Origin of the sequence: Saccharopolyspora indica (assembly GCF_027853965.1) — a bacterium.
Taxonomy (GTDB): domain Bacteria; phylum Actinomycetota; class Actinomycetes; order Mycobacteriales; family Pseudonocardiaceae; genus Saccharopolyspora; species Saccharopolyspora indica.
Genome location: NZ_JAQGLB010000019.1, coordinates 141002 through 153436 on the forward strand (window position 1 = coordinate 141002; position 12435 = coordinate 153436).

Genomic DNA, 12435 nt, shown 5'->3' on the forward strand with positions numbered 1-12435 from the left:
GCTAAGCGTTTGATGCTGGTACTTCTGCCGACATACCACCCGCAGCGGTGCTGCCAGCCTGTTCGCGGCAGTACCCGCACCGGGAAGGAGCTGGCATGCCCAGCACTCAGAACCGCGCGGCAGGGGCACTGATCGCCGCCTCGGGCGTCGCCTCGCTGCTCGTGGCGCCCTCGGCGAGCGCCGCGGCGCCCACGCTGATCATCGACTCGCCGAGCCTGGTGTTCACCCAGGGCCAGAACCGCATCTCGCTGAACTCCACCGCGGCCGGCGTGCGGTGGGAGATCTCCGACGTGCACGGCGATCCGGCCGGATCGGGCACCGCGAAGATCGACCAGCGGCGCGGCAGCATCGACGTGAGCGGCTTCGGGCCCGGCCACTACCGCCTGGAGACGACCGCCACCGCCAACGGCTCCACCACGCAGCGGAACACCGACTTCGCCGTGCTGACACCGGTGCCGGAGGACGCGCTGAGGCCGTCATCGCCGTTCGGCGTCAACACGCACTTCGCGCAGCGCACCTGGAACGACGACTACACGACGTCGCTGCTGGACACGGTCGGCCAGGTCGGGTTCGGGCACCTGCGGGAGAGCATGGAGTGGAGTTCCCTGGAGAAGGAGCCGGGCGAGTACCACGTCCCCGCCGAGTACGAGGCCTACCTGGTCACCGCGAAGCGCAAGGGCATCACGCCGATGCTGGTCACCGGCTTCCACAACCCGAACTACGACCACGACGTGACGCCCAGCAGCCCGACCGGCCTGCGCGCCTTCGCGAACTACCAGGCCTGGTGGCTCTCGCACTTCCGCGAACTCGGCGTCACCAAGGACGTCGAGACCTACAACGAGTTCTACGGCGGCTTCAACACCAGCCCGTGCAAGGGCCCCGGCTGCCAGTACAAGCTGATCAAGCCCGCCTACGACCGGACCAAGGAGCGAACGCCGGACGCCAACGTCGTCGTCGACGTCAGCAGCAAGCCCGAGTGGCACGCGAAGCTGTTCGAGCACGGCGGGCTGGACGCCGTGGACACGGTGAACATGCACGTCTACGCGTGCGCGGACGGACCGGAGGGCGACATCGACGCCAAGGCCCGCGAGCTGCGGGAGAACGTCCGGAAGTTCAACGGCGGCAAGGACAAACCGCTCTGGATCACCGAAACCGGGTGCACCACCAAAGGCGGCAACGACGCCGCGCAGGCGGACTACGTGATCCGCGCCGAGACGCTCGCGCTGGCCAACGGCGTCAGCCAGGTCTACTTCTACGACATGGTCGACGACGGCACCGACCCGAACGACAAGGAGCACAACTTCGGCCTGCTCCGGAAGTCCGGCAACGGCATCACCGCACCGGCGCCGAAGAAGGCCCTGGTCTCCCAGGCCGTGCTGATCCGGATGCTCAACGGCCTGCGACCGACCGGCCGCGACGCCCTGGCGGCCGAGTCCCACTCCTACCGCTTCGGCACCGGGAAGGACACCACGCGAGTCCTGTGGTCCACGGCGAAGAGCCGGGTCGACATCGCCGCGACCGGGCCGCTCCAGCTGACCGACCAGTTCGGCCGCACCAGAACCCTGGAACCCGCCAACGGGCGGGTGGTACTGCCGCTGACCGAGAGCCCGGTGTTCCTCACCGGCCCGGTCCGAGCCGTCGCGAACGGCTAGCGGCGCGGAGCTCCGGCACGGAAGGGCAGGCCGGGCCGGAGCTCCACTCGCACGTCCTCGCGGCCGTAGTCCAGGACCTGCCCGAGGACCTCGCCGAACCGGGCGACGTCCTCGGCCGGTGCTTCGAGCACTGCTTCGAGTTCGGCGTCGTCCAGGCCCAGCGCGGGCAGCGCTGCCGGGTCGAAGGTCACTCGCAGCACGTTCCCGGTCAGCTCCGCCGCTCGCACGCATCCGTACGCGGTGCCCTGGTCGGCCGTGACCACGCAGTACGTGTCCATGCCGAGCTCCGCGTCCTGCGCGTCCGGCTCATCGGCACCGCACTGGAACAGCACGACGAAGCCGCTGCCGTCCGCCAGTTCCGAGACACCGGCCTCGACGTGGTCGGGCTCCACGTCGGCGCTGATCGCGAGCGCGGTGAAACGATGTGCCATGCCGCTGTTCTAGCACGTCACGACACGACCACCGCCACCACCGCCAGCGCGACGTACACCGCGGCGGCCACGCCGAGGCCGAAGCGCAGCAAGGTGTGCTCCTCGGTCTTCGCGCGATCTCCGGCCACCGCCAGCACGAGCATGATCATCGGCAGCGAGGTGAACACCGCGTGGCCCGCCGCGCTGTTCTGCACCGCCGCGAACCACTCGCCGACTCCGCTCGTCGCGAGCCGTTCCTGCAGCGGCATCATCAGCGCGTTGCCACCGACGTTGGATCCGGTGATGAACCCGCTGAGCATGCCGAGCGCGGGCGCGGCCAGCACGGCGACCAGCGGCGGCGCCGCCTCGACCGCAGCACCCAGCTCGCCGATCATCCCGCTGCCCGCCATGAGCCTGCCGAGCACGACGAACCCGGCCAGCGCGAGCAGCGGGCGTCCGACGCGGGCGAAGGCGGCGCGGACGTCCGATCCGTGCAGCCGCCCCCGATCCAGCAGCAGCGCGGCGGCGAGCAGCGGCAGGCCCGGTGCGGACAGCAGCGCGAAACTGGTCTCGCCCGCGCGCAGCTCCAGCGGCGGAACACCGAGCGCGATCGCCGCGCGGCTGACGGCGATACCGCCGAGCACCAGCCCGTAGGCCACCAGAACCTCGCGCGGCGGCAACAACCTCCCGGCCCCGGCGCGGCCCAGCACCAACGCGATCGCGGTGGTCAGCAGCCCGGCGACGATCCCGGCCGCCTCGACCACGCCCATCCAGTTGAGCGCGAGCAACCCGAGCGAGAGCACGCCGCCCACTCCGGCCGCCACGACGGCGGCGAGCAACCGGCGTCGCGGCCGGACCAGCAGCGTCGCCCACACGGCCACCAGCGGGAAGACCAAGCTGCTGGTGACCGCCGTCGCGGTGCCGAGCGCGGCGGCGTCCACGCCCGCCAGCGCGGCACCGATGACGGTGGCCAGGCCGAGCGTTCCCCAGGGCATGATGTTCATGCCGAGCATGGCCTGCCGCAGCGCGATCGCGGGCGGCGCGAGCGCCAGCAGGACGGGCACGGTGACCAGCAGCGACACCCCGAACCCGGTGAGCGCTTCCACCGTGGGCGCGATGCCCGCGACCACCAGGGCGATCTTCGCCGGGCCGGGCAGCGGGAGCGCCCGCACCCACTCCTGCAACGACCGGTGCACCTCCCGCCGGGTGAGCACCTGGCTGAGGTAGACGCCGGGCAGCATCACCGCGGCGGCGTTGAGCACCAGCAGCCCCGCACCACCGGCGTCGGCCGCCAGATCCGCGGGCAGCGCGAAGTCCGGCAGCCACCAGATCAGGGTCACCGCCAGCACCGCCCCGGAGAGCGCCGCCCAATGCGCGGGCCTGCGCAAACCGGTGATCATCACCAACACCAGGACCAGCGGGGAAACCGCAGCCGTCCACACCATTTCGCTCGCCTTCCGTCGTGCGCTGCGCACAGCCTCGCGCCGCGGAGAGCCGTCGGTCTTGAACGAAAATCCCGCTACGGGCGGATCGCGCCGGGCGTGACGCCGAAGTAGCGCTTGCAGATCCGCGTCAGGTGGGCCTGATCGGCGAAACCCGCGGCGACGGCCACCTCCGCGGGCCGCTGCCCGGCGAGCAGCAGCCGCCGAGCGCGGTTGGCGCGCAACCGGAGCAGGTAGGCGTGCGGCGGCAGCCCGTACGCGCGCCGGAAAGCGGCGATGAGCGTGGTGCGCGGCATGCCCGCAGCGGCGCTGAGCTCCGCCACCGTGACCGGATCGGCCCACCGGTCGTGCAGCAGCTGCCGCGCGAGATCCGCGCCCTGGCGGCTTTCCGGCATTCCCACGGTCGACGCCGGGCCGGTGCGGGCATGTCGGAGCAGCACCGCGCCCAGTCCTTCGAGCAGCAGGGATTCCGCGGTGAGCGGATCCTCGGCCTGCTCCTGCGCTCGGTGGATGCAGCGCATCCGGGAGAACAGCCGCTCGTCCCGCACAGCGGTTTCGGGGAACCAGACGCCGGAGGTGCCGAGGTGCTCGCGGGCCAGCTCTTCGACCATCGCGGTGTCGAAGTAGAACATCCGGTACCGCCAACCGGATTCGGCCGCGGCGAACCCGGTGTGCACCTGCCCCGGGTTGAGGACGACCAGCTGCCCGGCCGGGATCACGACCTTCCCGCCGACCAGGTGCAGCCCCTCGGCGCCCTGCTCGATGACGCCGACGGAGAGCTGCTCGTGGCTGTGCCGGTCGAAGGCGAACCGCTCGAACCGCGCGGCGAACAGCTCGACCTGCGAACTGCCCGCCGCGGTCCACAACCGCGCGTGCTCCCCGACCACCCGCCCATGCTCACAAACCCGGGAGTCCCGCCCCTATGCCGCAGGTCACAGGTTCGGGTCGGCGAACTCCACCGCCCGGCAGCGGTCCGATCCGCGAAACCGCCCGGGAAACGCCCATGACCTGCTTGAATTCGGTTCGTCAGAAATTTTTCGGCGGACGTGTCGATTTCGGCGCGGCCCGTTCGATGCCCTGACGAGAGCAAGCCGAGAACAACCCAGGAGCACCACATGCGCACTCTGATCACCACCGCGTTCGTCTCGCTCGACGGCGTCGTCGAGGCACCCGGCGGGGAGGCGGGCTACCGCAACGCCGGCTGGACCTTCAACGACATCGACTTCGACCCGGCCGCGTTCGAGATCAAGGGTCGCGAGCAGGAGGAGGCCACCGCGCTGCTGCTGGGCCGCGTCAGCTACGAGGCGTTCTCCCCGGTGTGGCCGCAGATGACCGAGGAGTTCGCGGGCTACCTCGCGATGCCGAAGTACGTCGTGTCGACGACGCTCAAGGACGAGGACCTGGTGACCAACTGGGGCGAGATCAACATCCTGCGCTCGCTGGACGACGTCGCCGCGCTGAAGGAGACCGAAGGCGGCCCGATCATCATCAACGGCAGCGCGACGCTGAACCGCAACCTCTCCGACGCGGGCCTGATCGACCGCTACCACCTGCTGAGCTTCCCGGTCCTGCTCGGCGCGGGCAAGAAGCTCTTCAGCGACGCGGACAAGGACAAGCAGAACCTGAAGCTCGTCGAGAGCGAGTCCTACTCCAACGGGATCCAGAAGCTCGTCTACGACGTCGTCCGCTGACCGATCGCCCCCGCGCGCATCCCTGGCGCGGGGGCGAACTCAGTCGTGCTCGACGTGGCTGGAAGAGGTGTCCTCGGGAGGCGCGGTCCGCCCGCCGTCGTACCCGCTGACGATCACACCGATCAGCGCGACGATCACGCCGGCGATGGCGAGACGGCCGCCCAAGCGCAGGCCCCAGCCCGTCGGCGATCCGGTGTGGGCGCGAGGGCCGCGCAGCTCCTCCGAGCGCCGGGCGGGCCGCAGCAGGCGCAGCAGGAGGAGTGCCGCGATGGGGATCTGGAGCAACCAGACCGCGGTGCGGAACCAGCCGTCGTACCAGACGTTCGTGCCGTAGAGGAGCGTGTGCCAGACGCTCAGGACGTACACGGCGATCACGAAGCGGTGCAGGACGCGCCAGGTCTTGGGGCCGATGCGGTGTCTGACGTAGAAGAGCAGGCCCAGCGGGATGGCCAGGTAGAGGGCCGCCTGCCCGATGGGGATGGCGATCCTGCCGGTGCCCGAGACGTAGCCGCCGGGGACGAAGGTCTCCACGAAGGCCGTGACGAGCGCGGAGTCCCAGCGCGCGGAGTCCGACCGGAACAGTTCGGCGGCGAACAGCAGCGCGTGGGCGGCGATGAGGGCGATGGTGTTGAGGCTGGTCGTGCGGTGCAGGCGTTCCAGCCGCTGGCCGGACAGCGGCGGCCAGGAAGGGCGGGGGCCGGAGAGGAAGAGCCCGAGGACGACGGTGATCCAGGCCCACAGCAGGGCGGACCAGCCGAACGCCTGGCTGAGGAAGTACATCCAGAACTTGCCCGTGTCGGCCATGAAGGGCATGACGGACAAGGTCGAGGAGGTCCCGGCGCGGATGCGGACGTAGATGAGCGCGAAGACGGCCCCGGTCACGACCAGTGCGATCAGGCCGTCGGGCAAGGCGGCGCGCAGGTCGGACCGCAGGGTGGGGCGCCGCCTGCCACCGGTCTCGACGCGGTCGCCTGCCGGTTCAGAGGCGGGGTGCGCTGGTGATGACGTCATCTTGCCGCCTTTTCAGTCGCTTCGGCTGGTGAGCGGGTGCGTCGCCTTCCGTGCACGGCGCGCCAAGACGCACTGTTGGATGAGTCGGACAGGAGAGGCGAAAGTTCCCACCAGCACCCAGTGACGCGGGTCACCGGCGGGAGGCTCACGAACCGCTGTCGGCGATGACGGGGCGCACGCGGGTGGCCGCGCTCCACGCCCGGTGCTGCGCCAGCTCCGCCGTCGCGGCCTCGGCCAGCACGATGCCGGTGCAGCCGCGCTGATCCCCCACCTGCGGCATCACGTCTCCCGGCGCTCTGGTCGGAAACCAGCGCACGTCGCCGGGAAAGGCCGCCAGCTCGTCGAGCCCGTGCCAGTCCTTGAGGACGCCCGGACGGTCCGCGTAGACGAGGACGAAGGCGTGCGCGGGGCCGCCTCCGAGCGCGGCGTCCATGAGGCCCGGTCTGCGGCCCAGCGCCTCCTCCATCATGGCGGTGTAGACGTTGGTGCCGAGCGAGCGGCACATGACCTCTCCCACCAGGGCTCCGCCGATCCTGCGGTTGATCTCGACGAGTTCCGGCCCCTCGGTGGTGCGGACGAACTCCACGTGGGCGAAGCCGCTGCGATGACCCGCCGCGCGCAAGACGTCCCCGACCCACTGCTCGATGGCGTTCGACTCGGCCGTCGGCAGCGCGACCGGGAAGGCGGCGACCTCCTCCCGCACCGCGGGCTGCCGGGAGGTCTGCCTGCTGAGGACGCCGAGCAGCCGGGTGGAGCCGTCCCAGCTGAGCATCTCCGCGCTGTAGAGCGGCCCGGCCAGGAAGGACTCCGCGAACAGCTCCCCCGTGAACTGCTGCTGGGCGGCTTCGTCGAGCGCTCGGCGCAGCGCTTCTTCGTCCTGGGCGATCCAGACGTTGCGCGAAGAGGTGCCCGAGGAATCCTTGAGCACCGCAGGCAGACCAACCGCAAGACGCACCGCGTCGGCGCTGTCCGGGCTCGCAGCGACGCGCACGGCACCGCTCCGGCTCAAGCCTCGGCGGTGCAGCAGCTCGCGCACCTGGTACTTGTCGCGCAGCAGCCGCACCGCGGCCGGATCCGGTCCGGGAAGCCCGAATTCGGCGGCCAGATCGGCGGCGGGCACGCTCCAGGTGTCGGTGGTGTTGAGCAGACCGGCCAGGTCGGGCAGGGCGGCCAGCGCGCTGCGGGACGCCGTCGCGTCGAAGGTGTCGACGTCGATGACGGTGAGCGCGTCGCCGGGCAGGGTCTCGAGTTCGTGCCGGTAGACCGAACGGTCCGCGGTGAGCAAGCACAGCTCGTGCCCGGCGTCCGCCGCCGCGGCGGCCATGCGGCCCAGGCCGAAGGACAGGGATTCCAAAGCTGCGATGGTCATGGGGCAGTCCGCCTCACAGTCCCGCCTCTCCGCGTTTTTCAGTGGTGGTTGCGTCCGGATTGATCTCGCGTTGTGCGGTTTCTTGTGGCCGGGTTGCATCACGGTCCCCTGAGGTGCGGTTGAGCAGAACTCCGGTTGGCACACGGGGTGTCATGGCCGGTCCGCCTCTCCGCGATTTGTCGACACGAGACATGTCATGGCGTCACCTCCACGGGTTCAACGCTGTTCGTGCACCGCGCCGACGCCGGATCGGGACGCCGTGCCCACTCCATCACCGACCAGGGCGGGCGCAGCTCGTCGAGGGTGCCGATGGGCCGCGGCCGGAGGGTGCGCATGTCCTGCGCCTCGGTGTGCCGGGCGAAGACCCGTTCGGCGTAGCGGTGGCCGGTGTCCGCGCCCAGGACGAGGTGGAGGCGCTCGGGATCGCGCGCGGCCTCCCAGGAGGAGACCAGGTGCGCGGCCCCGGTCGACAGCCCCGCGAAGGTGGCGTGCTCCTGCAGGAGACCGATCGCGCCTGCCATGGCGTGCCGGAAGTCCAGCCAGTGCACGGTGTCGTACAGCTCGTGCCGCACGTTCTCGAAGGGGATGGAGCTCCCGATGCCCGCGATGATCGCCTCGGGATCGCTGAAGTGCTCGCTGCCGAAGGTGACGCTGCCGAACGGCTGGACCCCCACCAGGCGCACCGCCCGCCCCGTCTCCCGCAGCGCCTGCACGAGCCCGCCGGTGGACGCCCCGGTACCGACGGCGCCGACGACGGTCAGGGGCGCATCGGGCAGCGCCCCGGTGACGAGCTCGGCGAGCTCCCGGTACCCGACGTAGTGGACGGGGTCGTGGTACTGCCGCATCCAGTGGAAGTCGGGGCGGTCGGCCAGCAGTTCGCGGACCCGGCGCACGCGGCGTTCCTGGTCGAGCTGGAGGTTCTGCGACGGAGGCATCTGATCGACCGTCGCACCCAGGACCTCCAGCTGCGCGCGCATGACCGAGTCGACGGCCGAGGAGGCCACGATGTGGCACCGCAAGCCGTAGCGGTGGCAGGCCATGGCCAGCGCCAGGGCGTAGATGCCGCTGGAGCTGTCGATGAGGGTCTGCCCCGGGAGGATGCGCCCGCGGTGCAGCAGCGTGCGAACGGCGCCCAGAGCCGCGTAGACCTTCATCGTCTCGAAGCGGGCGAGCACGACGTTGCCGTCGAGCCGGATCAGGTCCGGCGTCTTCAACGCGTCGGTGATGTGCTCGTGGACGGGTGCGGCGGTTTCCGGGCCGCGTTCGGGCGAGCGGATGCCGAGCGGGGGATCGTTCTCGTGGTGCGATGACATCGCGTACCGGTCCTCCAGGGCGACGGTGCGGACCTGATCACTTCTTGCGCCCCCGGGCGATCAACCGCCGGGAGTGGTTGTCGTACGCGGAACCGTCGAAACCGCCGAAGCACTCCACATCCGCGAAGCCGGCGGTCACGAACAGGTCGTGCAGTTCAGCGGCGCTGTAGAGGTAGGACGTCAGGGACGCCGTGCGCGCCGACGCACCGCGCACCAGCGTCCAGTCGGTCCGGAGCCTGCGCCAGCTGTCGAAGACGACGTCCCGCTGGACCACGTACGAACCGTCCGGCAGGTCGACCACCTGGGGCCTGCCGATCCAGCCGGCCAGGACCTCCTTGCCCATGACGTCCACGAGGAGCTGCCCACCGGGGGCGAGGCTCTCCCACGCGTTGCGCAGGACCCGGAGGTTGTCGTCCGGGTCGTCGAAGTACCCGAATGACGTGAACACGTTCAGGACGACGTCGAACGCCTCGGGCGCCGTGTAGGTGAGCATGTCGCCCCGCACCAGCCGGACATCGGCACCGGCCTCCGCGCACGCGCTCCGCGCGCGCTCCAGCATCGGCTCGCTGAGGTCGACGCCCGTGACGTCGAATCCCCGGCCGACCAGCGGCGCCAGGAACAGACCCGGACCGCAGCACAGGTCGAGAACCCTCGCTCCCGGCGGAAAGTCGAGGAGGGGTGAGGTGGCCACCAGCTCGGCGACGGACTCCGCTCGGGCCGGGGAGAACATGGTGGGCGCGAAGTCGGACCACAGCGAGTCGTCCTCGTACCACTTCACGGCGCTCGGCCTCCCTCTCGGACCTGCGGGCGGCTCCTGCCACTCCCGTCGTGCCAGTAGTCGGCCGCTTCCGGCGGGTAGTTCCCGGCAGTTCACGACAGGCCTCGCGCCGAAAACCGGTTGAGCGGTAACGAGGCGCGCGCCTACTCTGCGGCTGGACCGAGTCGTCTAGCCGAGGGCGTGCCGTTGTACATCGAGTGAGACCTCCCAAGCGCTGATTCATCGCGCGACGCGCATCCGCGTCGCGCCGATGTCTGCTGCGGACCTCCTCACTTGAAACAGGTGTACATCCGTGCTGAACAACTGGGTGGTCACGCCCACCTGCCTGCCGCTCGTCCGCCGTCGTTGCCACGCGTGCGGGTCCGATCGCTTCCGCCCGAACGGAAAGTTCCGCGTCAACGCCAACCACAAGCTCATCGACGTCTGGCTCCTGGTGCTCTGCACCGATTGCGGGGAGACGGCGAAGCTCACGATCACGGAGCGGGCGCACGTCCGCTCCGTGCGAGCCGAGCTGCTGGACCGGTTGCACCACAACGATCCCGCCCTGGCCGCCGAGCTGCTCCAGGACCCGGTCGTGCAGCGCCGCAACCGCATCACCCTCGACTGGGACGGCGCCTGGCGGCTGGACACCGGCGGAGCGGAACAGCCCGCGGAGGACGAGGCGATCGACGTCGCCGTCCGCTTCGCGGCCCGGATCCCGCTCCGGCCGGTACGACTGATCGCCGACGGCTTCGGCTTCTCCCGGGCCGAGGTCGAAAGGCTGCTCGACGGAGGAAGAATCGTCTCGGCGGTCCGGCTGAACGGCAAGCTCTCCGGCGACTTCACCTTCACCCTCAAGCGCTGAACGGCGGGCCTGTCCGGCGAAAACCCGCCGGACAGGCCCGGATCGCCGACGATCCGGATCCGGCCGAAACCGGATCGCGCCCCGCCACGTCCTAGGCGTTGATTGCCCACACCTGGATAGGAGTCCGCAGACGTGACCGCCCTCTACCGGATCGCCATCGACGACAGGACCGACGCCACCGTGCGCGGCCGCTTCCACATGATCAACCCCGATGCCGGGATCCTCCCGGACTACGAAGAGCTGGTGCTGGAGATCATGCTCGACGCGTGGCAGCGGATGAAGGACGGCCGCTTCTACACCGGCGACGGCCTCACCGACGACGCCCTCCCCATCTCCACCGGAGAAGCGGCCGCGCTCGCCGACGAGCACGAGCTGAAGGAGGTCTTCGAGGACGAGGAAGCGGACGGAACCCTCCTCGACCAGTTCGAGGAGATCATCGAGTCCGCCGAGGTGAGCGAACCGCGGAACACGCCGGGCTTCTGGGAGGCCGAAGGCTTCTGGGAAACCGCCACCGACGACGACTTCCCGGAGAACGTCGACGCCTACCCGTACGTCGAGTTCACCTTCACCGCCCACGACGCCCGCCACGTCGCCCACCTAGTGCCCGGCACGCACTGGGCAACGGCGCAGTACTGCGACTGACACGCCACCGGGCCTGCGACAGGAGCACTTCCCATCGCAGGCCCGGTTTTTCGAATGCGGCTAGGCGCCGCGGAGCTTGCAGGCGTCCAGAGCCCACTGCTGGCGGCCGTAGTTGTCGCGGAAGGCCCGGTAGCAGTCGGTGAGGTTGACCTCGTGACAGGCGAACGTCGCGAGGTGCTCGTTGCCGCCGTTCGCGACGGCGTGGTCGATGCAGTCATCGACGCTGGCCAGGACGACCGGCGCGGTGGCCTGAGCGGCGGGTGCGAACCCCAGCGCGGCGGCCAGCACACCCGCTGCCGCCACGGACCGGCCGAGATGACGAATCATGATCAGCGTTCTCCCTCCTGGAACCTGCTTGCAGGAGGGAGACAACCGGCAGCGCACCGACCCGGCCAGCCGGCGTCCACCACCGGTCGAGATCTTCACCGGAGCGACGGTCACCCCGGCACGCACCGTGATCGCCCCGAGCGCGGACTAGCTCTGCGCGGTCGGGCGGACGATCACTTCGCCCACGTCGACACCGGCGGGCTGCTCGATCGCGAACGCCACGGCACGCGCGATCGCGGACGGCGGCTGCGCGACCTCCCGCACGCGGGAAGCGGTCTCCTCGTCGACCGCACCCGAGCGCGCGCCCTCGGTGTCGGTCATCCCCGGCGAAACGACCGTCACGCGGAGGTCAGGACCGGCTTCCTGCCGCAACGCCTCCGAGAGCACCCGGACCGCCGTCTTCGTCGCGGCGTACACGCCCTGCGCCGGAACGATCCGGTGCCCGGCCGTCGACGCCATGTGGACGAAGTGCCCCGACTTCTGCGCGCGGAACACCGGGAGCGCGGCGCCGATCCCGTTGAGAACTCCGGTCAGGTTCGTCGCGACCATGTCGTCCCAGTCGTCCTGCCGCAGCTCGTCGAACCCGGAGACGGCCATGCTGCCCGCATTCGACACGAGCACGTCGAGTCGCCCGAACCGCTCCTGAGCAGCCGCGACGAGCCTCCCGAGGTCCTCCCGGCGCCGCACGTCCACGCCGAGCCCGAAAGCCGCGCCACCGGCGGCGTCGATGCGCGCGACGACTTCGGCGAGGCGGTCCTCGCGCCGCGCACCGAGCACGACGGCCGCACCACGCCCCGCCAGGTGCTCGGCGATCGCCGCACCGATCCCGCTGCTCGCACCCGTGATCGCGATGATCTTGCCCTCGACGCCGTCCCGCTCACCCATGCGCACCCCTGATAACCTGAAGCGGACAACTGTCCGGAACAGTCGTGAAGCTATCGGACAGTTGTCCGCTT

Annotated in this window: 14 protein-coding genes; 5 read left to right on the plus strand and 9 right to left on the minus strand. The window is 70.4% G+C overall.

The window, feature by feature from the left end:
• Positions 1–95: 95 nt before the first annotated feature.
• Positions 96–1652, plus strand: coding sequence for a glycosyl hydrolase (locus tag OU416_RS31565; RefSeq protein WP_270930704.1), 1557 nt, complete (start codon positions 96–98; stop codon positions 1650–1652).
• Here the strand turns inward: OU416_RS31565 and OU416_RS31570 are convergent.
• The 3 genes from OU416_RS31570 to OU416_RS31580 all read right to left on the minus strand — a co-directional run bounded on the left by OU416_RS31570 (position 1649) and on the right by OU416_RS31580 (position 4391).
• Entirely contained in the window at positions 1649–2083 is a 435-nt protein-coding gene (locus OU416_RS31570; RefSeq protein WP_270930705.1) for an Imm10 family immunity protein, read from the minus strand. The genes OU416_RS31565 and OU416_RS31570 overlap by 4 nt on opposite strands.
• Before the next feature lie 17 nt (positions 2084–2100).
• Entirely contained in the window at positions 2101–3507 is a 1407-nt protein-coding gene (locus OU416_RS31575) for an L-lactate permease (RefSeq protein WP_270930706.1), read from the minus strand.
• 74 nt (positions 3508–3581) lie between these two features.
• Positions 3582–4391 (minus strand): AraC family transcriptional regulator, encoded by an 810-nt coding sequence (locus OU416_RS31580; protein WP_270930707.1) that lies wholly within the window; start codon positions 4389–4391, stop codon positions 3582–3584.
• Between the two features lie 228 nt (positions 4392–4619).
• Here OU416_RS31580 and OU416_RS31585 point away from each other — a divergent pair, with 228 nt between their 5' ends.
• A complete protein-coding gene (locus tag OU416_RS31585; RefSeq protein ID WP_270930708.1) occupies positions 4620–5195 on the plus strand; it encodes a dihydrofolate reductase family protein in 576 nt (191 codons plus the stop codon).
• Between the two features lie 39 nt (positions 5196–5234).
• Here OU416_RS31585 and OU416_RS31590 read toward each other — a convergent pair whose 3' ends face one another.
• The 4 genes from OU416_RS31590 to OU416_RS31605 form a co-directional block, all read right to left on the minus strand.
• Complete coding sequence (locus tag OU416_RS31590) at positions 5235–6206, minus strand: ferric reductase-like transmembrane domain-containing protein (protein WP_270930709.1); 972 nt, start codon at positions 6204–6206, stop codon at positions 5235–5237.
• Positions 6207–6351: 145 nt separating this feature from the next.
• A complete protein-coding gene (locus OU416_RS31595; protein WP_270930710.1) occupies positions 6352–7575 on the minus strand; it encodes an ATP-grasp domain-containing protein in 1224 nt (407 codons plus the stop codon).
• 194 nt (positions 7576–7769) lie between these two features.
• Positions 7770–8888: a pyridoxal-phosphate dependent enzyme gene (locus OU416_RS31600; RefSeq protein WP_270930711.1), complete on the minus strand. Its 1119-nt coding sequence runs from the start codon at positions 8886–8888 to the stop codon at positions 7770–7772.
• Positions 8889–8925: 37 nt separating this feature from the next.
• The gene (locus tag OU416_RS31605) at positions 8926–9666 is read right to left on the minus strand and encodes a class I SAM-dependent methyltransferase (protein WP_270930712.1); all 741 of its coding nucleotides are present in this window, start codon (positions 9664–9666) and stop codon (positions 8926–8928) included.
• Between the two features lie 292 nt (positions 9667–9958).
• On the opposite strand from OU416_RS31605, the gene OU416_RS31610 reads away from it, so the two are divergent.
• Together OU416_RS31610 and OU416_RS31615 are read left to right on the plus strand one after the other, a co-directional pair.
• On the plus strand, positions 9959–10510 hold the full coding sequence (locus OU416_RS31610) for a DUF1062 domain-containing protein (protein ID WP_270930713.1): 552 nt from the start codon (positions 9959–9961) through the stop codon (positions 10508–10510).
• A gap of 132 nt (positions 10511–10642) precedes the next feature.
• Entirely contained in the window at positions 10643–11152 is a 510-nt protein-coding gene (locus tag OU416_RS31615; RefSeq protein WP_270930714.1) for a hypothetical protein, read from the plus strand.
• Positions 11153–11212: 60 nt separating this feature from the next.
• On the opposite strand, the gene OU416_RS31620 is transcribed toward OU416_RS31615, so the two are convergent.
• A complete protein-coding gene (locus OU416_RS31620) occupies positions 11213–11479 on the minus strand; it encodes a hypothetical protein (protein WP_270930715.1) in 267 nt (88 codons plus the stop codon).
• 28 nt (positions 11480–11507) lie between these two features.
• Here OU416_RS31620 and OU416_RS31625 point away from each other — a divergent pair, with 28 nt between their 5' ends.
• The gene (locus OU416_RS31625; RefSeq protein ID WP_270930716.1) at positions 11508–11630 is read left to right on the plus strand and encodes a hypothetical protein; all 123 of its coding nucleotides are present in this window, start codon (positions 11508–11510) and stop codon (positions 11628–11630) included.
• Here OU416_RS31625 and OU416_RS31630 read toward each other — a convergent pair.
• The gene (locus OU416_RS31630) at positions 11627–12364 is read right to left on the minus strand and encodes an SDR family oxidoreductase (RefSeq protein ID WP_270930717.1); all 738 of its coding nucleotides are present in this window, start codon (positions 12362–12364) and stop codon (positions 11627–11629) included. The two genes, OU416_RS31625 and OU416_RS31630, sit on opposite strands and share 4 nt — an antisense overlap.
• Positions 12365–12435 lie beyond the last annotated feature (71 nt).